General features: G+C 42.0%; 25 protein-coding genes. 12 read left to right on the top strand and 13 right to left on the bottom strand.

Going from position 1 to position 21428, the window contains the following annotated elements:
• Positions 1-10 precede the first annotated feature (10 nt).
• From HC175_RS06885 to murA, 3 genes are all read left to right on the top strand, one after another.
• Positions 11-304, top strand: coding sequence for a DUF493 family protein (locus HC175_RS06885; RefSeq protein ID WP_168137755.1), 294 nt, complete (start codon positions 11-13; stop codon positions 302-304).
• Positions 305-408: 104 nt separating this feature from the next.
• The gene (locus tag HC175_RS06880) at positions 409-1047 is read left to right on the top strand and encodes a DUF4290 domain-containing protein (RefSeq protein ID WP_168137754.1); all 639 of its coding nucleotides are present in this window, start codon (positions 409-411) and stop codon (positions 1045-1047) included.
• Positions 1048-1064: 17 nt separating this feature from the next.
• The gene (murA, locus tag HC175_RS06875; protein WP_168137753.1) at positions 1065-2381 is read left to right on the top strand and encodes a UDP-N-acetylglucosamine 1-carboxyvinyltransferase; all 1317 of its coding nucleotides are present in this window, start codon (positions 1065-1067) and stop codon (positions 2379-2381) included.
• Positions 2382-2504: 123 nt separating this feature from the next.
• Here murA and HC175_RS06870 read toward each other — a convergent pair whose 3' ends face one another.
• From HC175_RS06870 to xerD, 4 genes are all read right to left on the bottom strand, one after another.
• The gene (locus HC175_RS06870) at positions 2505-2804 is read right to left on the bottom strand and encodes an HPF/RaiA family ribosome-associated protein (protein WP_168137752.1); all 300 of its coding nucleotides are present in this window, start codon (positions 2802-2804) and stop codon (positions 2505-2507) included.
• Between the two features lie 113 nt (positions 2805-2917).
• Positions 2918-3391, bottom strand: coding sequence for a hypothetical protein (locus HC175_RS06865; RefSeq protein WP_168137751.1), 474 nt, complete (start codon positions 3389-3391; stop codon positions 2918-2920).
• Complete coding sequence (locus tag HC175_RS06860; protein WP_168137750.1) at positions 3381-4328, bottom strand: aldo/keto reductase; 948 nt, start codon at positions 4326-4328, stop codon at positions 3381-3383. The genes HC175_RS06865 and HC175_RS06860 overlap by 11 nt, the downstream gene beginning before the upstream one ends.
• A 132-nt stretch (positions 4329-4460) precedes the next feature.
• Positions 4461-5360 (bottom strand): site-specific tyrosine recombinase XerD, encoded by a 900-nt coding sequence (gene xerD, locus HC175_RS06855; RefSeq protein WP_168137749.1) that lies wholly within the window; start codon positions 5358-5360, stop codon positions 4461-4463.
• A 111-nt stretch (positions 5361-5471) separates the two neighbouring features.
• Between xerD and HC175_RS06850 the strand changes: the two genes are divergently transcribed.
• The 7 genes from HC175_RS06850 to HC175_RS06820 all read left to right on the top strand — a co-directional run bounded on the left by HC175_RS06850 (position 5472) and on the right by HC175_RS06820 (position 11621).
• The gene (locus HC175_RS06850; RefSeq protein ID WP_168137748.1) at positions 5472-6068 is read left to right on the top strand and encodes a porin family protein; all 597 of its coding nucleotides are present in this window, start codon (positions 5472-5474) and stop codon (positions 6066-6068) included.
• 181 nt (positions 6069-6249) lie between these two features.
• A complete protein-coding gene (locus HC175_RS06845; protein ID WP_168137747.1) occupies positions 6250-6747 on the top strand; it encodes a hypothetical protein in 498 nt (165 codons plus the stop codon).
• Between the two features lie 66 nt (positions 6748-6813).
• Positions 6814-7239: a type II 3-dehydroquinate dehydratase gene (gene aroQ / locus HC175_RS06840; protein ID WP_168137746.1), complete on the top strand. Its 426-nt coding sequence runs from the start codon at positions 6814-6816 to the stop codon at positions 7237-7239.
• A gap of 140 nt (positions 7240-7379) precedes the next feature.
• A complete protein-coding gene (locus tag HC175_RS06835) occupies positions 7380-8003 on the top strand; it encodes a porin family protein (RefSeq protein ID WP_168137745.1) in 624 nt (207 codons plus the stop codon).
• Positions 8004-8074: 71 nt separating this feature from the next.
• On the top strand, positions 8075-8794 hold the full coding sequence (locus tag HC175_RS06830) for an adenine nucleotide alpha hydrolase (protein WP_168137744.1): 720 nt from the start codon (positions 8075-8077) through the stop codon (positions 8792-8794).
• A 178-nt stretch (positions 8795-8972) separates the two neighbouring features.
• Positions 8973-10097, top strand: coding sequence for a vWA domain-containing protein (locus tag HC175_RS06825; RefSeq protein WP_168137743.1), 1125 nt, complete (start codon positions 8973-8975; stop codon positions 10095-10097).
• A gap of 51 nt (positions 10098-10148) precedes the next feature.
• Entirely contained in the window at positions 10149-11621 is a 1473-nt protein-coding gene (locus tag HC175_RS06820; protein WP_168137742.1) for a magnesium chelatase, read from the top strand.
• Positions 11622-11997: 376 nt separating this feature from the next.
• Here the strand turns inward: HC175_RS06820 and lpdA are convergent, their stop codons facing one another.
• The 5 genes from lpdA to HC175_RS06795 all read right to left on the bottom strand — a co-directional run bounded on the left by lpdA (position 11998) and on the right by HC175_RS06795 (position 15936).
• On the bottom strand, positions 11998-13389 hold the full coding sequence (gene lpdA / locus HC175_RS06815; protein WP_168137741.1) for a dihydrolipoyl dehydrogenase: 1392 nt from the start codon (positions 13387-13389) through the stop codon (positions 11998-12000).
• 173 nt (positions 13390-13562) lie between these two features.
• Positions 13563-14066 (bottom strand): collagen-like protein, encoded by a 504-nt coding sequence (locus HC175_RS06810; RefSeq protein WP_168137740.1) that lies wholly within the window; start codon positions 14064-14066, stop codon positions 13563-13565.
• A 2-nt stretch (positions 14067-14068) separates the two neighbouring features.
• On the bottom strand, positions 14069-14473 hold the full coding sequence (msrB, locus tag HC175_RS06805) for a peptide-methionine (R)-S-oxide reductase MsrB (protein ID WP_168137739.1): 405 nt from the start codon (positions 14471-14473) through the stop codon (positions 14069-14071).
• 78 nt (positions 14474-14551) lie between these two features.
• On the bottom strand, positions 14552-15037 hold the full coding sequence (gene msrB, locus HC175_RS06800; protein ID WP_168137738.1) for a peptide-methionine (R)-S-oxide reductase MsrB: 486 nt from the start codon (positions 15035-15037) through the stop codon (positions 14552-14554).
• A gap of 29 nt (positions 15038-15066) precedes the next feature.
• On the bottom strand, positions 15067-15936 hold the full coding sequence (locus HC175_RS06795; RefSeq protein WP_168137737.1) for an alpha/beta hydrolase: 870 nt from the start codon (positions 15934-15936) through the stop codon (positions 15067-15069).
• A gap of 151 nt (positions 15937-16087) precedes the next feature.
• On the opposite strand from HC175_RS06795, the gene HC175_RS06790 reads away from it, so the two are divergent.
• Together HC175_RS06790 and HC175_RS06785 are read left to right on the top strand one after the other, a co-directional pair.
• The gene (locus tag HC175_RS06790) at positions 16088-16912 is read left to right on the top strand and encodes a M48 family metallopeptidase (protein ID WP_209309941.1); all 825 of its coding nucleotides are present in this window, start codon (positions 16088-16090) and stop codon (positions 16910-16912) included.
• A gap of 64 nt (positions 16913-16976) precedes the next feature.
• A complete protein-coding gene (locus tag HC175_RS06785; RefSeq protein ID WP_168137736.1) occupies positions 16977-18317 on the top strand; it encodes an MFS transporter in 1341 nt (446 codons plus the stop codon).
• Positions 18318-18378: 61 nt separating this feature from the next.
• Here the strand turns inward: HC175_RS06785 and HC175_RS06780 are convergent, their stop codons facing one another.
• From HC175_RS06780 to HC175_RS06765, 4 genes are read right to left on the bottom strand one after another with little or no spacing between them, the layout of a single operon-like run.
• The gene (locus HC175_RS06780; protein WP_168137735.1) at positions 18379-19113 is read right to left on the bottom strand and encodes a head GIN domain-containing protein; all 735 of its coding nucleotides are present in this window, start codon (positions 19111-19113) and stop codon (positions 18379-18381) included.
• 28 nt (positions 19114-19141) lie between these two features.
• On the bottom strand, positions 19142-20236 hold the full coding sequence (locus tag HC175_RS06775) for a DUF4097 family beta strand repeat-containing protein (protein ID WP_168137734.1): 1095 nt from the start codon (positions 20234-20236) through the stop codon (positions 19142-19144).
• A complete protein-coding gene (locus HC175_RS06770; RefSeq protein ID WP_168137733.1) occupies positions 20217-20780 on the bottom strand; it encodes a DUF4179 domain-containing protein in 564 nt (187 codons plus the stop codon). The genes HC175_RS06775 and HC175_RS06770 overlap by 20 nt, the downstream gene beginning before the upstream one ends.
• A complete protein-coding gene (locus tag HC175_RS06765; protein ID WP_168137732.1) occupies positions 20770-21330 on the bottom strand; it encodes an RNA polymerase sigma factor in 561 nt (186 codons plus the stop codon). The genes HC175_RS06770 and HC175_RS06765 overlap by 11 nt, the downstream gene beginning before the upstream one ends.
• Positions 21331-21428: the final 98 nt, after the last annotated feature.

Below are 21428 nucleotides of genomic sequence, written 5' to 3'. Positions count from 1 at the left end.
GTTAGAAATTATGAGTGAAGCACAAGATCCTGAAGAGTTTTACCGAAAATTAAAATCCCAGTTACTTGATACCTCTACCTGGCCTTCTATCTATCTTTTCAAATTTATAGTGCCTACAGATGCACATAAAATTAAGAGTGTAGAAGACATTTTTGACAACCTTGGAGCGGTGATCCATACCAAGCAATCCAAAAAAGGCAGTTACACCAGTGTTTCTGTCAATGTGAGAATGAAGGATCCAGATGCAGTAATTGAAAAATACAAGGAAGTGGGCCAAAAAGTTGAGGGAGTCATCTCTCTGTAAATTATTGTCGCATAATTTAGTAGAGGCACCTCATTTCCTGAATTATTTTTTTAATTTGCAGTCGATAAACTTCTGCAGTATATTATCACCTAATATTATTCATTTTGACAAACGAATTAGAATATAACTCCGAAAGGAGTAAACTCATTATTCCTGAATACGGAAGACATATTCAGAAAATGGTTGAACACGCCGTTGAGATTGAGGAAGAGGGCGAACGAAACAAGGTGGCGAAAGCCATCATTTCTGTGATGGGGAACCTTAATCCGCATTTACGGGACGTGCCAGATTTTCAGCATAAGCTTTGGGACCAGTTATTCATCATTAGTGACTTTAAGCTGGATGTAGAGAGTCCTTTTCCCAAACCTTCAAAAGAAATGCTTGAGGAAAGACCCGAAAGAATGTCCTATCCTCAGAATTTTCCGAAGTACCGTTTCTATGGAAACAACATCAAACGTATGATCGATGAGGCGAATAAATTTGAAGATGGGCCCGAGAAAGATGGTCTTATCTACACTATCGCCAATCATATGAAAAAATCTTACCTAAGCTGGAACAAGGATTCTGTAGATGATAAGGTGATATTTGAGCACTTGAGGGAACTAAGTGACGGAAGGATCAACTTAAAACACACCGACGAGGATTTAAGCGAAGCTTCAGATTTATTGAGAAGCAATAAAAAATTCGCCACCAAAAAACCCGTTAAAAAAACACACAGACCGCGAAGCCGCAAGCGTCATTAAAATATTTTCGATTCTTTATGGGAACTTTTCAAATTGAGGGAGGGCATGCTTTAAAAGGGGAAATTCAACCCCAGGGAGCAAAGAACGAAGCCCTGCAAATTCTTTGCGCCGTACTGCTTACTTCTGAAAAAGTAGTTATTAATAATATTCCCGACATCCTGGATGTCAATAAATTGATCCACCTGCTTAAGCAATTAGGAGTTAAGGTTGAAAAACTGAAGAAAGGTTCTTATGCTTTCCAGGCAAATGATCTTGACCTGGATTACATGAAAGGTGAAAAATTCAAGGAAGAGGGCAGTGGCTTAAGAGGTTCCATCATGATTGTGGGGCCAATGCTTGGAAGATTTGGTCACGGCTACATACCTCGTCCCGGGGGCGATAAGATTGGCCGCCGAAGGCTGGATACGCATTTCGAAGGCTTCATTAAGCTTGGAGCCGATTTTCGCTATAATAAAGAGGAACGGTTTTATGGTGTTGAGGCACCCAAAGACGGTCTTAAAGGAACATATATGCTTCTGGAAGAGGCATCGGTGACCGGAACGGCCAATATTGTTATGGCCGCTGTGCTTGCAAAAGGCAAGACAACCATCTACAATGCAGCCTGTGAGCCGTACCTGCAACAACTGTGTAAGATGCTTAACAGCATGGGTGCAAAGATCACAGGAGTAGGGTCAAACCTTCTTGAAATTGAGGGAGTAGCATCTTTAGGAGGCTGCACGCACACCATCCTGCCCGATATGATCGAGATTGGCTCGTGGATTGGCCTGGCGGCAATGACCAAGAGCGAGATCACTATTAAAAATGTAGGCTGGGAGCACCTTGGACTTATCCCTACAACCTTTAGAAAACTTGGGATCAACCTGGAAAAGAGGGGAGAGGATATCTATATTCCGGCGCATGAAAATGGATACGAAGTACAAAGCTTTATAGATGGATCCATTATGAGCATAAGCGATGCTCCCTGGCCGGGTTTTACGCCAGATCTGCTTAGCATTATGCTGGTGGTAGCTACCCAGGCGAAAGGAGATGTGCTCATTCACCAGAAGATGTTTGAAAGCAGGCTTTTCTTTGTTGATAAGCTGATCGATATGGGTGCAAAGATCATTCTATGTGATCCACACCGTGCAACTGTTATTGGACACAACTTTGAATCGCAGCTGAAAGCCACTACTATGGTTTCTCCAGATATTAGGGCGGGGATCTCTCTTTTAATCGCAGCCTTGTCTGCCAAAGGAACTTCTATCATCCACAATATCGAACAGATCGATAGAGGGTATGAGAATATTGAAGAGCGCCTTCAGGCTATTGGAGCGAAGATCAAGAGAGTAGCTTAATTCTAAAGAACCAAGAGTTAAGAGTCAAGAGACAAGACAAAGTATTACAAAAAAAAGGCTGCCGAAAATATCATTTTCGGCAGCCTTTTAATTATACATTATACAATATACATTATGCAATTACTAGTGGCTTTGCATCTCGGCCTTGCGTTTCTTTAATTGTTTTTCTATGTCTTTCACAGTTTCGGCAGCTGCGGCTTCAAAACTATCAGCATTAGAGGATGCGTGAATCTTTGGGCCAGGCAGGCTTACTTCAATTGCGCAAATCTTTCCTTCTCCATTCGTGGATTTTTCTTCCTTGAACATTACATCGGCAGAAATAACCCAGTCATATTTGTTTTCAAGTTTATCCAATTTTCTCTGAACCAGTTGTTCAGCTGAAAGCTTAGTGTCTGTGTGTACAAATTGAATGTTGGTCTTCATAATCTCCTTTTTTGTTTCTTGATTTATATCACCTTAAGATACCAATTTTGGGTCGAACTGGATTGAGTTTATAAAAAATATAACGTTCCAAAAATGCCATTTTTGGTAGGTCTTTATTTCCCGTTCGGAAGTTTTGAAGCCACCTCTTGGAAACGCAATTTTCCATCTTTCTGAAGTTCATATTCAAAAATGGTTTTCCCCTGTACGTGCCCGTCATCATAAATGGCTAACACCCAATCTTCTGTTAGTACCTGTACCTGTCGAAACTCCATTTGCCCTCCCAGCACGGCTTCCATGGGAATGATCTGCTTTTGCTGCTTTAAAGCTTCGGAAATGTATTGCTCCGGATTTGCGATACTGTCGAAATCCCTTCCGAAGTAAATAGGATATGCGGCGGCCATTTCACTTTTTTCCATGAGATATTGAAGTGAATCGTTGATCTCCTGTTGCAAAGCAAGTTCTGTTGAAAGAGAATCGAGAGCAGAAGTATGATCTTCCATTTTCCTGTCATCGTTTTTGCAGCTTACAAGTGTTGCAAAAAGAAGTGTCAAAAATGCAATTTTTGGAAAGGTTTTTCTAAAGGTCATAAATGTTATTATAAGGATTTCCAGGAGTAACAAAGAATTCGCCGGTCACATAGCGGAACTCCCGTTCAATTTCGGCGATCTTCTCCATATCCTGCTCATCTAAGGCTAATTTCTCACTCTCAAGATTTGAAATGATATGTTTTTTGGTAGTAGACTTAGGGATCACTGCTGTACCACGAGCAACAGCCCATTTGATGAGCACCTGTGCCGGGGAAGCATCGTGTTTTTCGGCGATCTCTACAATGGCCGGTTCCTTTAAAAGAGAAGGCTCATCTTTTGCTTTCATTTGCTCACTGCGATCGCCGCTGCCCAGAGGAGAATAGGCTGTGCAGTGAATATTATTCTCTTTACAGAATTCCAGAAGCTCATGCTGCTGAAGGAATGGATGCAGTTCTACCTGATTCATTTCGGGAATCTCCTCCGTTTCCTTCATAAGGTCTGCAAGCTTTTTTGAACTGAAGTTAGAAACGCCAATATGCCGCACAAGTCCCTGCTTCTTTGCTTCGATCATCGCATTCCAGGTCTCCAGAATTGGAACTTCTTCAAGAGACAGGTAATCTTCGTCTTTTGAAGGAAAAGATACTCCGTGTTTAAAAGCTACCGGCCAGTGAATTAAATAGAGGTCAAGGTAATCCAGTTGCAGGTCCTGCAGCGTCTGCTTTAGCGCAGGGATCACCTCTTCCTTTCTGTGTGAATCATTCCACAGTTTACTAGTTACCCAGAGATCCTCTCGCTTAATTTCCTTGTTTGATAAAAGTTGATGCAGCGCTTCCCCAATTTCGGCTTCATTGCCATAGGTCGCAGCACAATCAATATGTCGGTACCCATTGGTGAGCGCAATTTTTACGGCTTCTCCTACTTTCCCTTTTTCCGATTTCCAGGTGCCAAGGCCAATTGCCGGCATCTCGTCACCATTACTGAATTTAAGTGTTTCCATGTTACTATAATATAAGCTGAAATTAAGTAGGAAAAGACGCCTGGCAAAGGATTTAAGCCGCTTTAGCAAAACTTTAGTTTCCTTTTCCTTATTTCTGAAGCAAAGGCCATAAAGAATGAGTATTCATCTGAATTATCTTCTTCTGGGATGAAATTCTTCTACTACCTTCCGAAGGTGAGATCGGTCAAGGTGGACGTAGATCTCGGTCGTGGTAATGCTTTCATGTCCCAGCATTTGCTGGATCGCGCGTAGATCGGCACCATTCTCGAGCAGGTGCGTGGCAAAAGAATGTCTGAAGGTGTGCGGACTAATTTTTTTCGAAATTCCGCATATTTCTGAAAGCTGCTTGATGATCGTAAAGATCATGGCTCGTGTTAATTGCCTGCCGCGGCGATTGAGAAAAAGCGTGTCTTCATGCCCTTTTTTAATATCCAGGTGAGATCTTATTTGATCGCGATAGATCCCGATGTATTTCTGAGTGATCCCGGCAATAGGGACAAACCTGGATTTGTTGCCTTTCCCGGTAACCTTGATAAAGCCTTCTTCAAAAAAGAGATCAGAAAGACGCAGATTGATCACTTCCGAAACTCGCAAGCCGCATCCATAGAGAGTTTCCAGGATAGCTCTGTTGCGTTCTCCTTCGGGTTTACTCAGATCAATGGCAGCAATGAGGGCATCAATTTCTGAAGTAGAAAGCGTATCGGGTAATTTTCTACCAGTCTTTGGAGCTTCAATTAACTCCAGCGGATTAGTTTTCCTGTAATCTTCAAACACCAGATAATTGAAAAATCCGCGTAGTCCGGAAATGATCCTCGCCTGCGATCTACCATTGACCTTTTTTGCAATAGCGTAGATAAACTGCTGCACCTGTTCCTCAGAAATGGAAATTGGATTTGCAGTAACTTCATGTTCTTCGAGCCAGAGAACTAATTTTTCTACATCAAACGAATAATTTGTGATGGTATTGGCAGAGAGCCCTCGCTCGATCTTTAGGTAATGCTGGTAATCTTTTAAGGCATGTTCCCACTTCATAGGCTAAAGATAACAGGATTCCTCAACTGAATTACCATTATTTTAATAGATGCTTTAATTTTCTTAACACTATCGCTCCTACATTTGCCATGAACTTTAAAACAGACAATTATGAAAAAGTCACTTTTATTTATTGCAGCAATGGTTTTTAGTACCACGTTTGTAGCTGCCCAGGAATTCGTTTATTTCGGAGCAAAAGGAGGGGTGAATTTCTCAACTTTCTCTGGAGACGGATTTTCAGGATTTGATGAAGAGTCTAAATCACGTACTGCATATCACCTAGGTTTACTGGCCGAAGTGCCTGTTAGCGACCGGTTCTCTATCCAACCCGAGGTATTGTATTCTGCACAAGGATATGACATACAGGAGATTGAAGACGAACAGGATGTGGAATTTCAGCTTGATTATGTAACAGTTCCAGTTCTTGCAAAGCTTTATGTCTTTAAGGGACTAAGTCTCGAGGCAGGTCCTCAGTTCGGATTTTTGGTTCAAAATGAAGTGGATAGTGCTAGTGGAAGTGTAGAAATGGATGATGACAATTTCAATAGTTTTGACTTTAGTGTAGGATTAGGTGCATCATACAAGTTTAGTAACTTCTTTCTTTATGGCCGCTATAATGCTGGGATGACCGATATTTATGATATTGACGGAGTAGAGGTGGATGCCAAGAATTCTGTTATACAGGCAGGGATCGGACTATTGTTCTAGTCCATTGATAAGGTATGAAAAAGGGCAGTTTTTACTGCCCTTTTTTTTGTTTGAAGATGCACGACGATGCGATGAGCACCTATTAAAGTAGGATTTCGACTACATATTAATTTTAACATCTCGATCAAGTGGAGATGTAATTGCTTAATTTAGTAATAGATAACCAAAAAAATTAATAATTATGAAAAAATTTTTATGTTCAATTATCTTTCTGGCTCTGGGGTTTACTTCTTCTTATGGACAGGGAGACATTAGGCTGGGAATCAATGCAGGGATCCCTGTAGGTGATGCAGGAGATATTTCAAATTTTAATATTGGAGGAGATGTCGCCTACCTCATGGGATTTGGTGACACTTTTCAGCTGGGACCAATGGTGGGGTATACTCACTTTTTTGGGGAAGATGTAGACCTTGGAGAGGGAATGGGAAGTTTTGAAATGGATGACATCCAGTTCCTTCCAATTGCTGCTACAGCAAGGTTTGGTCTTGCAGGACTGGAATTGGGTGCAGATTTGGGTTATGCATTGGGAATAAGTGATGGGAATGATGGAGGTTTCTATTACAAGCCCAAGGTGGGATTCAGTCTCTTCGGGCTTGGGCTCATCGCATCTTATACAGGAATAAGTGTAGACGGCGGCACATTCTCCACCGTCAATCTCGGTTTGGAGTTCCGACTCTAGAATTCTTACGTGAAATTGCAAAAACGGAAACTCAGGTTTCCGTTTTTTATTTTTTACATTTACTTCATGAAACTCATCATCATCAATGGACCTAACCTAAATCTTTTGGGTAGCCGGGAACCCGGAACATACGGGATTGAAACCTTTGAATCTTATTTTCTGAAATTAGAACAGAATTTTCCCCAGGTAGCACTGGAATATTTTCAGTCCAATATTGAGGGGGAGATCATTGGAAAAATCCAAACTTCCGATAGGGAATTTGACGGGATCATCCTTAATGCCGCTGCATATACGCATACCTCTGTAGGCATTGGCGATGCGGTGAAAGCTATTTCAACTCCGGTTGTTGAAGTGCATATTTCCAATACTTATGCCAGGGAAGAGTTTCGCCATCATTCTTACATTGCCCCCAATGCAAAAGGAGTGATCCTGGGATTTGGATTAATGAGTTACGAACTTGCAGTGGAAAGTTTCTTATCTGAGATTGGCTAATATCTTCCACTCACATCACCTTTTCTCTCATATTGCTGTATCCTGACGTTAAAAGGGATGCTTTTATCCAAAAAACGGATTTTTTCAACTACGAATAACTTTTTTTAGGATCTTCATATTAAATTCTAACCAATTATGATATGAAAAAAGTATTATTATTTGCATTTGTAGCTTTATTTGCGTGTACCATCACTGCACAGCAGGTTAATTTTGGAGCTAAAGCTGGAGTGAATTTCGCTTCCATAGGAGGTGATGAAACAGAGGAGTGGGATGGCAAAACAGGTTTCCATTTAGGTCTTATTTCTGAAATTCTTTTAAGTGAGAAATTTGCTTTTCAACCTGAAATATTATATTCCTCACAGGGAGCAAAAGCAGAAGGAACTGAGACTTTTGAAGGGATCACAGCTTCTTATGAAGCAAAATTAAAACTGGATTATGTGAACATTCCGCTTTTGGCTAAATATTATATTTCTCCAAATTTCAATATTCACGTAGGACCACAATTAGGATTTCTAGTCAAATCTGAAGGGGAAGCTGAATATTCCTTTATGGGTGAATCCGAAACAGAAACAGAAGATTTAAAAGACGATACAAAAGGTGTGGATTTCGCTCTTGCTGCAGGTCTTGGATACAAATTGGAAATGGGCCTGTTCTTCGAGGCAAGGTATAATCTTGGACTTTCTAATATTTGGGATTATGAAGATGAAGACGATTTTAGTCAGAAAAACAATGTGATTCAACTCTCGGTAGGTTTTATGTTTTAAAACCACGAAGTAAAGATTCTAAGCGGTAACTGAGTTACCGCTTTTTTTATGCTTTTTAAATAACTTGCAGCATGAAAAAAGCCTACCTTAACTGGAGTTCAGGAAAAGATGCTGCATACGCACTTTATCTTTTTCAGCAGCAGGAAATCCCTGTTCAAAAGCTTGTGACCACTATCAATTCTGAATTCGACCGGGTTTCGATGCATGGCCTGCGAAAGGAGCTGTTACTAAAACAGGTGGAACAACTGCAGATTCCCCTTCAAATCATTACGCTTCCGGGAGATGTTCCTTTGGCGCGCTACAACGAGATCATGGAAAAGGAGACTTGTCAGCTCAAGGCAGAAGGCTTCACCCACAGCATTTTTGGCGATGTATTTCTTGAAGACCTTAGAGCCTATCGAGAACAGCAGCTTCAAAAAGTGGGAATTACAGCCGTATTCCCGCTCTGGAAAAAAAATACAGCATACCTTATGAAAGAATTCCTCGCGGCAGGTTTCAAGGCAATAACGGTAAGTGTAAACGCGCAATTACTGGATGCTTCTTTCTGCGGAAGGATCATCGACCAGAAATTTTTGTCAGATTTACCTGAAGGTATAGATCCTGCCGGCGAAAATGGGGAGTTTCACAGTTTTGTTTTTGACGGACCTATCTTTTCTAAACCGGTGACCTTTCAAAAAGGGGAAATTGTGGAACGATCTTTTGCTCCTGCTAAAACCAAAGAGGATAATTGTTTTAAAGAAGAACAGGAAAGTTGGGACACACGTTTTTATTATCGTGATTTGCTAAGTTAATAGTTATTTGAAAAGTTGTTATTATGAGATGGGGATTGCATTAGGACTGGTGCATTCAGGTAATATCCTCTTAAAATTCAATTAACCATTTCCTAATAACCAATAACCAAATCCCCCAATTAACACAATTTTATCCTCATCTCCTGTGAGAATTTCATGTGAAGATTTAAATTAGGGCATGGATAGGCAACATGTAAGGAAGGGGTTTGTTTTTAAGCGTTTTGAGGAAGAGAACATTCCTCCTTTTGACAAACTTTTCGAGATCTTCAAGGAATTGATCACCCATACTTCGGGTGACTTTGATGAAGCCATAGATTGGCTGCGTCAATTAGACAAGGAATACAAGCTTACCAACGAAGAATACAGCATTGATGATTTTATTGAAGACCTCAAGAAAAAAGGGTTTATCAGGGAAGAAATAGATCCCGATGGTAACGGCGGAATGGCCATTACGGCTAAGACTGAAAGAGCGATAAGACAGCAGGCGCTCAACCAGATCTTTGGAAGACTGCGGAAGAGCGGTTCGGGAAATCACAATACAAAAAGAATAGGCACAGGGGATGAGCATACAGGAGAATTCCGGGACTACCATTATGGAGATTCTCTTGATAAGATCTCTATGACCGAATCACTACGAAATGCGCAGATACATCACGGCGCCGATGATTTTCGGATGACCGAGGATGATCTTGTTATAGAGGAAACGCATCACAAGAGCCAGATGAGTACGGTGCTCATGATTGATATAAGCCACAGTATGATCCTGTATGGCGAAGACAGGATAACTCCAGCCAAAAAGGTGGCCATGGCCCTAGCCGAGCTCATTACCACCCGCTACCCCAAAGATACTCTCGACATTCTTGTATTTGGGAATGATGCCTGGCGTATTTCTATAGGTGATCTGCCTTATCTCCAGGTAGGCCCATATCACACCAATACTGTTGCAGGACTCGAGCTGGCCATGGACCTTCTTAGGCGCAAGCGAAACACCAATAAACAGATCTTTATGATCACCGATGGGAAACCCAGTTGTATTAGAGAGCGAGATGGGAACTACTATCAAAACAGCGTGGGGCTGGATCCATATATCGTGGAAAAGTGCTATAATGCTGCTAGCCAGGCACGAAAGCTGCACATCCCCATTACTACATTTATGATCGCACAAGATCCTTATTTGGAAAGATTTGTAAGGGAATTTACGCAGGCGAATCAGGGGAAAGCTTTCTTTACAGGTCTCAAAGGCCTGGGAGAAATGATCTTTGAGGATTACGAGACCAACCGGAAAAAAAGGATCAAAGGATAAAAAAGAAAGAGGGTCAAAAATGCCCTTTTTGGAACATATAATTTTCTGAAGATGGATGTACAAAAGCTAAACACCTTCGGCGCATTAAAGAGTGCCGGCTATGAAAGTAAAAGCATAAAAGATGAATTAAGGCAGAATTTGCTAAAGAAGATCAGGAATAATGAACCTGCTTTTGAAGGAATCCACGGATATGAAAATACTGTAATTCCCGAACTTGAGCGGGCAATTCTCTCAAAACATAATATAAACCTGCTGGGACTTCGTGGTCAGGCAAAGACCAGGCTTGCCAGGATGATGGTGAATTTGCTGGATGAATGGATGCCGGTAGTTGAAGGCTCAGAGATCAACGATGATCCTTTTAAACCAATTTCCCGATATGCAAAAGAACTCCTGAAAGAGAAAGGAGATGCTACTCCTATTTCCTGGATGCACAGAAGGGAACGCTTTTTTGAAAAACTTGCCACCCCGGATGTAACGGTAGCCGATATTATTGGCGACGTAGATCCTATCAAAGCAGCAAATCTTAAACTGAGTTATGCCGATGATCGCGTGATTCACTTCGGAATGATCCCTCGAGCTAACCGAAGCATTTTTGTGATCAATGAACTTCCCGATCTACAGGCGAGGATTCAGGTGGCGCTATTTAATATTCTTCAGGAAGGAGATATCCAGATCCGCGGATTCAAATTACGGCTGCCGCTGGATATGCAGTTCGTATTCACTGCAAACCCCGAAGATTACACCAACCGTGGGAGTATAGTCACTCCACTAAAGGATAGAATAGGTTCTCAGATCCTGACTCATTATCCTACAAACCTGGAAACAGCCAGGGCGATCACACTTCAGGAAGCAAAGCTTGATCCCGATCAAACGAAAATTGTGCACGTACCAGAGCTGGCAAAGGATCTTCTTGAACAGATAAGTTTTGAAGCTCGCGACAATGAATTCATAGATGCCAGGAGCGGTATCAGTGCCCGGCTCAGTATAAGTGCCTATGAAAATCTATTAAGCACTGCAGAAAGAAGGACAATCAAAAATGGCGGAAAGAAGACACTCCTCAGGTTTGGAGATTTCCTTGGAGTGATTCCGTCCATCACAGGTAAAATTGAGCTGGTATATGAAGGGGAACAGGAGGGAAGTGCTGTAGTTGCTCAGGAATTGATAGGTGAAGCTGTAAAGACGTTGTTCCCGACTGTTTTTCCGAAGATAGAGAAGCTTACCAAACCAGATGCTCCAGATCCTTATGCTGAAGTTGTGGAATGGTTCTTTTCTGAGAGCGGATTCGAACTCCTGGATGAAACTTCAGATGAAGAATATAAAAAGGCCTTAGATTCCATTCCGGCGCTAGAGAAGCTGGTCAAAAAATATCAGTCCAAAGTTTCTGAGAGTGACAAGTACTTCCTGAAGGAATTTCTGCTTTGGGGTCTTGTGGAATTTAAAAAGCTCAACAAATTCAGATTTGCTGAAGGAATGCAGTTCAAGGATATGTACGGAAGTTATATTGAAGGACTTAGGAATGAATAAGGATCAATGATTGAATATTTTATACTGAATATTTAATACTGAGATTCAAAATTCCAGGCATTAAGCACCAAATTCCAAGCCCCAGAATTTAAATGCCGTCAGTTCGAGTTTTTTTATTTGCCACGTTAGAGGCGGATAAAAAAGTATCGAGAACAGAGGCTGTAAAAAAATTTTAAAATTAAAGCTTCCGATTACAAGTACAAATTTCTCTTTGTGGGTGACTGCGGCAATCTCAAAATTTCCACCCCGCCCTTTGGGCACCCTTCCGAAAGTGGGGAAGAATTGAAAACAAAAAACCTCCGGAATTTTCCGGAGGTTTTTTAATCCCGTGAAACTAATTGAACAGTTACACATTATACACTATACAGGATACAATTTACAAGTGTATTACTTCCCCATAAGCATCTGCCACAGCTTCCATCACTGCTTCGCTCATGGTTGGGTGCGGGTGAATTGCTTTTAGCACTTCATGCCCTGTAGTTTCGAGTTTACGGCCCAGAACTGCTTCGGCGATCATATCGGTTACGCCGGCACCAATCATGTGGCAGCCAAGCCATTCCCCGTATTTAGCATCAAAGATCACTTTTACAAATCCGTCGGGAGTACCGGCGGCTTTGGCTTTTCCGGAAGCTGAGAACGGGAATTTCCCAACCTTTAGCTCATATCCTGCTTCTTTCGCCTGTTTTTCGGTCATTCCAACAGATGCGATTTCAGGAGTTGCGTAAGTACATCCGGGAATATTTCCGTAGTCGATTGGTTCCACGTGCATGCCGGCAATTTTTTCTACACAGGTGATACCTTCCGCAGAGGCAACGTGTGCAAGAGCAGGTCCTGCAACCACATCTCCAATAGCGTAAATACCTTTTACATTGGTCTCGTAGAACTGGCTCACGAGAATCTTATCTCTATCTGTCTTTATTCCTAACTCTTCAAGTCCGATATTTTCAAGGTTAGATTTGATCCCAACAGCTGAAAGTACAACTTCGGCCTCAAGAGTTTCTTCACCTTTTTTAGTCTTCACCTTTGCTTTTACAAGATCTCCGGAAGTGTCAACGCTCTCAACTGAAGAACTTGTCATCACTTTTATGCCTGCTTTTTTGAAGCTGCGTTCGAACTGTTTGGAAATCTCTTCGTCTTCAAGCGGCACCAGGTTTGGAAGAAATTCTACAATGGTAACATCTGTACCCATTGTTTTATAAAAATGAGCGAATTCCACCCCAATAGCACCAGATCCTACTACGATCATGGATTTTGGCTGCTTCTCAAGATTCATTGCCTGGCGGTATCCTATTACCTTTTTACCATCTTGTGGCAGGTTTGGCAACTCCCTTGAACGTGCTCCGGTAGCAATGATGATATGCTCTGCAGAATATTCTGTTTTCTTGTCGTTCTTGTCTGTAACTTCAACTTTTTTTCCAGATTTCAATTTTCCGAATCCGTCAATAACGTCGATCTTGTTTTTCTTCATCAGGAACTGTACTCCCTTACTCATGCCGTCGGCAACATTACGACTTCGTTTGATGACGGCTCCAAAATCCTTTTCGGCCTTCTCGACTTTAAGTCCGTAATCCTGGGCGTGGTTGAGGTATTCGAATACCTGCGCACTTTTAAGCAGGGCTTTGGTGGGAATACATCCCCAGTTCAAGCATACTCCTCCAAGGTTTTCTTTTTCTATAACTGCGGTCTTGAAGCCCAATTGTGATGCCCGAATGGCGGTCACGTAGCCCCCTGGACCACTTCCTAAAACTATAACATCGTATTTACTCATTATTCGGAATTTTTGAAACTGAATTTAAGACAGCGAATTTACGGAAATTAAGCTGAAACCGAAAGTATTTGAATTTGGTAAATCCTTTAAAAAAAGACCTTTTTGACACCTGTACATAAAAAAATTCCTTTCTCCTGGTTGGAAAAAGGAATTTTTCAGCAATAATTTTGAACCTATAGTTCCAATGCCTGCATTACCGCATCATGATCTGAAAGGTCTACACTTGGATCAAAAGCAAAATCTGAAGGCACAACAATAAATCTGAAGAACTGATTTTGAGTATAGGCGCCATCAAGTCCTGAAAGATCGAAATTACCATCTATCAGTAGTTCAATGTCTGAAGCCGTATGGTTAAATACATACTGGATGATCCTTCCATCTGCAAGGAAAAAATTTTGGGGAATCATGCTCCAGGTCTCAGTTCCGTCAATCACTTCACGGCGATAAACCAGGATGGCATCTGACTCCAGTACTTCTATTTCTCCCGGAATATCAATGACCGTAGCATAAAAGTTGCTTTCGGCAAAATATTCAAAGTCAACATCTTCAAATTCAAAGGTCTGTCCTACTATGTTTACGCCGGGTTCCCCGGGAGGGCCCTGGGGCCCTGGCTCATCTGAGGTGCAGGAGGTTAGGCTGAACGCTATAAAAGCGAATAAAAAGGATATTTTTTTCATAATTATGTGGATTTGGATTCAAATTCTATACTTGCTGAATTGACACAATAGCGCTGTCCTGTTTCGGTTGGGCCATCGTCAAACACGTGCCCCAGGTGGCTTCCGCAGGTAGCACAAAGGATTTCCGTGCGAATCATGCCGAAACTGCGGTCCTGTACATATTCGATGGAACCTTCAATGGCATCATCAAAGCTAGGCCAGCCGCAGTTGCTTTCAAATTTCTGGTCGCTTTCGAAAAGTTTCGTTTGACATGCGGCGCAACGATATTCACCATTCTGAAAATGCAGATTGTATTTGCCAGAATGAGGGGCTTCTGTTCCTTTTTCCCTGAGTACACGGTATTGCTCCTCAGAGAGCTGCTTGCGCCACTCTGCTTCCGAACGTTCTATTGGATATTTCTTGACCATTTTTTTGTGTTTCTTTTAAAAATAGAGAATAGCAAGGGCAACTTATCTTAAACAATTGGTAAACTTTTTTCTCTGTTTTTACTGCTTCGCTTCGGGAACAAAGTTCATGGCTACTCCATTTATGCAATGTCTTTTTCCTGTTGTATGCTGGGGCCCATCATTGAAAACGTGGCCTAGATGTCCTCCACATTGTGCACAGAGCACTTCTGTAGCCGGGAATCCTCCGGTTCTGTCTGGCCTGTAATCTACATTAGCCTCTTTAACAGGACGGTCAAAGCTTGGCCAGCCCGTTCCGCTTTCAAATTTATGTTTGGTTTTGTAAAGTTCATTTCCACAGGCGGCACACACAAAAGTTCCAGGTTGGTCTACAGCATTGAGTTTACTTGAAAATGCTCTTTCGGTACCTTTTTTTCGTAAAACCTGATATTCTGCTGCACTTAATTCAGCCTTCCATTCTGTTTCTGTTTTGGAAACAGGATATTGTTTTTGTTTTTTAGAGTCCTGGGCGTTGCTGTTGCAACTAAGGAGGAGCAGTGAAAAAATAACAGTTAAAATACGTTTCATGGAATTCTTTTTTTCAGAAAGATCAAGAACTATACCGAAAGAAATTCAATGATTTTATTAATTACCTCCGAATTACCTAAAATGCGGCGGTGTCCCAAACCTTCTGTTATGAGAAGTTCTCCATTTTTCAATTTGTCGTTGATCTCATAAGCCGAAGCCACATTCACGTCCACATCCTGTTTATCATGAATGACAAGGGTAGGGATCTCCACGCCTTCAGCAGAAACTGCACCCGAGAGCGTGTCCATGTCGACTCCAAATCTCGTGTCGAAATAAGACTTCATCTTTTTCGCTACCTCGTCGTTCATCTTCATATTCTGTGCAAATTCCTTAGTAATTCGGGTAACGCTGTTTGCGGTTCCAATAATGACGAGTTTCTTAACTGGTAGTCCGTCAGACACAGCCTTCAGGGAAGCCATGCCTCCAAGTGAATGCCCTATAGCTGCTTCAAAAGGGCCATATTGTTTTTCGATAACCTCAATGGCTTCTATGAAATGGGGCATCATGCTTCTTTTTCCAGGTGCCTTGCCATGTGCCGGGGCATCGAAACTTACCACGCTATAACCTGATTTTAAAAGTTCTTCGGCCATAACAGCAAGCTGAGTGCCGCGGCCACTCCATCCATGAGCGAGCAGGATCTTCTTAGAAGATTTGCCATATTCGTAAATTATGATCTCCCTTTGAAAATGAGGCAGGTGCAGCCGGGTTTGTCGGCTCCCTGCATCCATCTTTTTTTCTCTCTTCGGCAATTTATACTTAAAAGGAGTTAGAAAAAGTCTGGCCGCAAATCTGCTGGCTAGAAAAGGCGAAAGGATTGTTAAGGCTTTTCCGGCAGCCAGGATATAAGAAGGTACAAGTAATCGCTGGACAGGGGTTTTATCTTTTTTCTGTTTCGTCATTTTTAAAAAAAGAAGCAAGATACAAATATTGAGACCTTACTGGACCTTAGTTACCGGCTGTTTTTCATTTTGGCAGGTATTTTGTTAAACCTAATTTAAAGCTTTAAGTGGAGCGGGGTTGATTCATTAACTTTAACAAAAACCATTTATTATGAAAATTAGACAAATAGCAATAGTGGTTAGTTTTTTCCTGCTTTTTGCAGGTTGTAAGACCAACCCTTTTACCGGAGAGCGAAACCTGAATTTTGTTTCCAACTCTCAAATCTTTCCTGCTGCTTTTGAGCAGTATGACCAGGTACTGGCACAGAGTAAAGTTGAAAGAGGTACTGCAGATGCCCGAATGATTGAGAATGTAGGCCGGCAAATTGCCGTGGCAGCAGAAAGATTTCTGGATGCCAATGGATATCAGGGATATTTACAAGGTTACGAATGGGAGTTCTCTTTGATCAAAGATGATGAAATGGTTAACGCCTGGGCAATGCCCGGAGGTAAGATCGCCTTTTATACAGGTATCATGCCCATTGCAAAGAATGAAACCGGTGTTGCCGCGATCATGGCCCATGAGGTAGCTCACGCTGTGGCCGATCATGGGGCGCAACGTATGAGTGCCGCTCAATTACAACAAGTTGGTGGTGCCGTAGTAGGAGCAGCAGTAGGCGGAAGAAGTGAGAGTACTCAACAAATCATCGCGCAGGCTTATGGTCTGGGTACAACCGTTGGAGGAATGCTGCCTTTTAGCAGGAGCCACGAAAGTGAAGCCGATAGAATTGGCTTAACTCTTATGGCAATTGCCGGATATGATCCCGCCGAAGCTGCGAACCTTTGGAGAAGGATGGAGCAGAACAGTGGAGGGCAGGCCCCGCCAGAATTCTTAAGTACACACCCTAATCCACAAACCAGGATCAATAATATTGAACAATGGGCACCACAGGCTAAAGCCGAAGCTCGAAAGTACGGAGTGACTTCATTCAAATAGACTGAGAAAAAAAACAGTATTTTAGGAGCTGCCAATTTTGGCAGCTCTTTTAATTTTCCCCTGTATGAGACAACTCCCGAAAGGAAGTAAAAAATTACTGAACGCCTGGGCCTTTTATGATTGGGCCAATTCCGTTTACAGCCTTGTAATTGCCTCAACTATATTCCCCATTTTTTATGCAGCCTTGACCATAGTAAAGGATGAGGAGGGGACGGTGATCCATGATACGGTTCAGCTTTTTGGTTTAGATTTCAATAATGATTCTCTTATAAGTTATGTGACTGCCTTAGCTTTCCTGGTGGTAGCCGTAATAAGTCCTTTTCTTTCAGGAATTGCCGATTATGTAGGAAATAAAAAGAATTTCCTGAAATTTTTCTGCTATTTGGGAGCTGCTTCCTGCATTGGGTTATATTGGTTTTCGGTAGAAAACCTGCTCTTTGGCCTTCTTTGTTATTTTCTTGCGCTCGTTGGTTTCTGGGCCAGCCTCGTATTTTACAATTCCTATCTGCCCGACATCGCCTTTCCCGAACAACAGGATAAAATAAGTGCTAAGGGTTTTTCGATGGGTTATATAGGCAGCGTCATTCTTTTGATCCTTTGTTTGTTGATGGTGCTCAACTATCAATGGTTCGGTTTTGAGGACGAAGGGATGCCTACACGGCTGTCTTTCGTACTTACCGGTGTTTGGTGGATAGGCTTCAGCCAGATCACCTATTACTATTTGCCCAAAGGAAACAAAAAGGAAAAGCTAACAAAAGATGTGCTTTTTAATGGTTTCAGGGAACTGAAAATGATATGGAAGTCTTTTGAGAACAATCTGCAGTTAAAAAAGTATTTGCGCGCCTTTTTTGTTTACAGTATGGCGGTTCAAACGGTAATGTTGATCGCAACCTATTTCGGAATTGAGGAAGTGAACTGGACGGGACAGGATGCTACTACCGGACTAATTGTGAGCATACTTTTAATCCAACTTGTCGCAGTGGCAGGGGCAACCATCACATCCCGTCTCTCCTCAAAAATGGGAAATATTCAAACCCTTATTTTGGTAAACGTTTTCTGGATAGGAATCTGTATTTACGCATATTTTGTAAAGACCCCAATGCAATTTTATATAGCTGCCGGCCTTGTAGGACTGGTGATGGGAGGAATTCAAACCCTCTCTCGTTCTACCTATTCAAAAATGCTTCCTGAAGGCACTCTTGATACCACAAGCTACTTCAGTTTTTATGATGTTTCAGAAAAAATAGGAATTGTGATTGGCATGCTGCTCTACGGAATAGTTACGCAGATCTTCGGAAGTATCAGGTTCTCCATACTTTTCCTTACCGCCTTTTTCCTGGTCGGCGTATTTTTACTGCTGAAGGTTCCGCGTACCGGAAAACTTGCAAAAAAAAGAGCGGCCTAAAATCCCCTTTTTGAAACCTGAGTCAAAGGGACCTTAAGCCGCTGAATTTTCTTCGGAATTTTTAATTCTTGCTGATCGATCCAGAACCCATGGTTCTGAAATCTTCCTTTTTAGGATTTCCGCGGTATTCGATATCTCCTGAACCCGGAGTGCTGGCCTTAAGAGATTCTGAAGCATAAACCTGTATATCTCCCGAGCCTGTAACCATAGCAGAAACGTGTTGCGCCCGGAAGTCAAATGCGCTGATATCTCCAGATCCTGTAACCTTACAATCAAAGTCCACCGTGCTTCCCGAAAGATCTATGTCTCCAGATCCAGTGATGCTTGCCGAAGCATTCCTGGCCTCAAGAGGCAATTTGACATTCCCTGATCCCGTTATGCTAATGGCAAACTTTTCGGCTTTGACCATGTCTGTTGAAGAAATGTCTCCAGATCCTGTTAAGCTTACTTCCTCAATATCGGTAAAAGGAACCGTTATCCTAATATCATGATTGCGGGAAGGATTAAGGGAATACCCTTTTTCGACAGAGATTTTTAATCTTCCGCCGCTTACTTCAGTCACAATGTGTTCCTGAAGATTTTCTTCGGCTTCAACTTTGATATTGCCTTCTCTGCCTTTGATAAGCACCACATCCATGGATCCCGTAAGAGCTACAGCTTCGTAATTGGGGACATTGCGTGTTTTTGTAACCATATTTCCATTTCCGTCAACCTTCTTTGTGCCCTGCCACCATTGTGCGTGAGAGGCGGTTACGAAGATCAAGAGAACAAAAATTGTAGTAAATAGCTTTTTCATAATTGAGGTTTTAATGGTTGAATTTGTTTTAATCTACAAAGGAGACACTGCCATAGCTGGAGCTAATACTAATATTACCGCCAGAGTTGCTGGTGCCGTAATATCCCTGGTAATGATTTTCAGAGCCACTCTGGTTGCGCTTATTTACAGTGAAGTTGCTGTTGCTTATGCCATTTACTCCGCCGTACTCCGTTTTTACATCAAAATTAAAGGAAGCGTCCCGGTCATATCCAATCTTAATTCCAGTGTAGTCGCTGTTGATCCTCAATTCCTTCAAGCCCGGCATTACCTTATCTATTGCTAAGGAGCCATAATCCATACTAATGTCAAGGCTGCTGTAAACGAAACCTAATTTTATTCCGAGGTAATCTCCAGAGCCTTTTAGATTCCGAAGTTTCTCCACCTTTAATGAACCGTAGTCGTTCCTAAAGCTAAGGTTTTCGACCTTAACAAACCTGGAGTCGGTATAATCTGCACTCAGGTCTATTGTTCCTGCATCATCAATGGTGAATTCGGAATAATCGGCATTTATCTTCGCCCGCTTTACGTAGCCAATGCTGCTGTTTCGGGTGTAATCAAAGCTAAGGTAGTTATTACTGCCGTGCAGTTCGCCAACCAGTATCCTTCCGTAGTCACAGGAGATACGTGCATCGCCTTTCAGTTTATCAAGGTTAATGCTTCCGTAGTCATTGGAAAGGTCAACCTGGTTCGTCACCGGCGCCTTTATCCTGTAGTTGATCTCCATGCTCACGTTACTGCTGCCTCCAAAAAGACTGCTGAAAAAAGATCCGCCAGATTCCTTTTCAAAGATTGTTTTGGCCGAAACCTGTCCGTTGCTCTGGTTAAAGATCACGTCGATCTCTCTTAGCTTTCGCTCCACCTTTTCCTCATCATTGCCATTGGTCCTAACCAGCACTTCGATCTCCACACGGTTCTGGTCCCAGGTAACGATATCTATATTTCCGTAGCTGTTGTTGATCTTGAGCAGGTCATTGGCAGATACTTTGAATTCCTTCTTGATTCGTTTTTGCTTGGTATGTCTTCCTTTAAAATCGCCTTCGGCACAGGCTACGGCCGGGACAAGAAAGAAGAGAAGCAGCGCCTTATATAATGTTGTCTTCATGATTGGTGTTTTTTAGGGTGTTTATAGTATTTACTTTTTCTAGTACGGTTTGTAAAAGGTCGATCCTCTTTTGAAAGTTTGAGATCATTGCGTAGATCACACGTTTATCCTGCCCGCTTTTCCCGAGATCTTCCTTGAGCTTATCATAATCGCTTTCGAGAATTTCCAGTTGTATTAAAGCATCGGTAATTACAGCTTCGGTTTCCGGAGTTTTTTGATCTTCAAGTGCAGCTAGTTCAGTCCTTATGACAGAGGCATAGAAATCCTGAGTCTGTTTCATTTCTGGGGAGACATTGGCCAATTCCTGCTCGGTGTTGAAAGGATTGGCAAGACCACCCTGTATTAGGAGAAAGGCAACCAGGAATGTTGCTGCAATTGCCATTGCAGGTCCCCAGAGGGAGATGACTCCATTGCGGCGCGCTTTTTTCTTTTGCGGCAGCTTTCCAAGTTTTTCCCTGAACCTCGCTTCGTGATTCGATGATGGTGCTGCAATATCAAAATCCAGCCCGTCGAAAAGGTTTTTTAGATCATTATCAGTTTTCATAGCTTAGTAGTTTGGTGCGCAGGCTTTCTTTGGCCCGTGAAATTGTTGTTCTGCAGTTCGCATAGGTGATGTTCAGAATGTCACAGATTTCTTCATAATCATATCCTTCAATTAAATGCAGGGTGAGCGCCATTCTGTAATTTTCTTTTAAAGATTCCATCGCCTTAAGGATCTTTCTCACCTTAGAATTCTGCTCATCTTCGTCCAGGATCACGCCATTGGCTTCATCGGCTGCATGTTTGAACTGCTCATCAAATTGAACTTCTTTATATTTCGTATTCTTATTATAGACGCTTATACTTTGATTCACCACAATCTTTTTGAGCCAGGCTCCAAAAGTAGAATTGCCTTCAAAGGAATCCAGTTTTTCAAAAGCTTTCAAAAAGCACTCCTGCATGATATCTTCAGCTTCTGCAGTATCCTTTACAATACGTAATGCCACGTTGTACATTGCTTTAGCGTATTTATTGTAGATCTTCATTTGAGCACGCTCGTCACCCTGACGGCATTTCTCTAAAAGCTCCTCAATATGTGTGGTGGTTAGTGTCAAAATATGAACGCTTTATAGTAAAGATAAGCTGAAGGTGGAATTGTTACAGTTTGGGAGAAATTTCTTTTGATTTTTTTTCTTTGCGTGGCATAACAATT

It is taken from the genome of Salinimicrobium oceani (assembly GCF_012037645.1).
Note: the sequence above shows the minus strand (reverse complement) of the source record. Positions and strands in the feature narration are given on the sequence as shown.

Excerpts from the sequence above, each read along its gene's own strand:
- HC175_RS06860 (WP_168137750.1), bottom strand. The coding sequence starts at position 4,328 with ATGGAAACACTTAAATTCAGTAATGGTGACGAGATGCCGGCAATTGGC.
- HC175_RS06835 (WP_168137745.1), top strand. The coding sequence starts at position 7,380 with ATGAAAAAAGTATTATTATTTGCATTTGTAGCTTTATTTGCGTGTACC.
- lpdA (WP_168137741.1), bottom strand. The coding sequence starts at position 13,389 with ATGAGTAAATACGATGTTATAGTTTTAGGAAGTGGTCCAGGGGGCTAC.
- msrB (WP_168137738.1), bottom strand. The coding sequence starts at position 15,037 with ATGAAACGTATTTTAACTGTTATTTTTTCACTGCTCCTCCTTAGTTGC.
- HC175_RS06785 (WP_168137736.1), top strand. The coding sequence starts at position 16,977 with ATGAGACAACTCCCGAAAGGAAGTAAAAAATTACTGAACGCCTGGGCC.
- murA (WP_168137753.1), top strand. The coding sequence starts at position 1,065 with ATGGGAACTTTTCAAATTGAGGGAGGGCATGCTTTAAAAGGGGAAATT.
- xerD (WP_168137749.1), bottom strand. The coding sequence starts at position 5,360 with ATGAAGTGGGAACATGCCTTAAAAGATTACCAGCATTACCTAAAGATC.
- HC175_RS06885 (WP_168137755.1), top strand. The coding sequence starts at position 11 with ATGAGTGAAGCACAAGATCCTGAAGAGTTTTACCGAAAATTAAAATCC.
- HC175_RS06830 (WP_168137744.1), top strand. The coding sequence starts at position 8,075 with ATGAAAAAAGCCTACCTTAACTGGAGTTCAGGAAAAGATGCTGCATAC.
- HC175_RS06825 (WP_168137743.1), top strand. The coding sequence starts at position 8,973 with ATGGATAGGCAACATGTAAGGAAGGGGTTTGTTTTTAAGCGTTTTGAG.
- HC175_RS06780 (WP_168137735.1), bottom strand. The coding sequence starts at position 19,113 with ATGAAAAAGCTATTTACTACAATTTTTGTTCTCTTGATCTTCGTAACC.
- aroQ (WP_168137746.1), top strand. The coding sequence starts at position 6,814 with ATGAAACTCATCATCATCAATGGACCTAACCTAAATCTTTTGGGTAGC.
- msrB (WP_168137739.1), bottom strand. The coding sequence starts at position 14,473 with ATGGTCAAGAAATATCCAATAGAACGTTCGGAAGCAGAGTGGCGCAAG.
- HC175_RS06795 (WP_168137737.1), bottom strand. The coding sequence starts at position 15,936 with ATGACGAAACAGAAAAAAGATAAAACCCCTGTCCAGCGATTACTTGTA.
- HC175_RS06820 (WP_168137742.1), top strand. The coding sequence starts at position 10,149 with ATGGATGTACAAAAGCTAAACACCTTCGGCGCATTAAAGAGTGCCGGC.
- HC175_RS06845 (WP_168137747.1), top strand. The coding sequence starts at position 6,250 with ATGAAAAAATTTTTATGTTCAATTATCTTTCTGGCTCTGGGGTTTACT.
- HC175_RS06850 (WP_168137748.1), top strand. The coding sequence starts at position 5,472 with ATGAAAAAGTCACTTTTATTTATTGCAGCAATGGTTTTTAGTACCACG.
- HC175_RS06775 (WP_168137734.1), bottom strand. The coding sequence starts at position 20,236 with ATGAAGACAACATTATATAAGGCGCTGCTTCTCTTCTTTCTTGTCCCG.
- HC175_RS06770 (WP_168137733.1), bottom strand. The coding sequence starts at position 20,780 with ATGAAAACTGATAATGATCTAAAAAACCTTTTCGACGGGCTGGATTTT.
- HC175_RS06870 (WP_168137752.1), bottom strand. The coding sequence starts at position 2,804 with ATGAAGACCAACATTCAATTTGTACACACAGACACTAAGCTTTCAGCT.
- HC175_RS06790 (WP_209309941.1), top strand. The coding sequence starts at position 16,088 with ATGAAAATTAGACAAATAGCAATAGTGGTTAGTTTTTTCCTGCTTTTT.
- HC175_RS06810 (WP_168137740.1), bottom strand. The coding sequence starts at position 14,066 with ATGAAAAAAATATCCTTTTTATTCGCTTTTATAGCGTTCAGCCTAACC.
- HC175_RS06865 (WP_168137751.1), bottom strand. The coding sequence starts at position 3,391 with ATGACCTTTAGAAAAACCTTTCCAAAAATTGCATTTTTGACACTTCTT.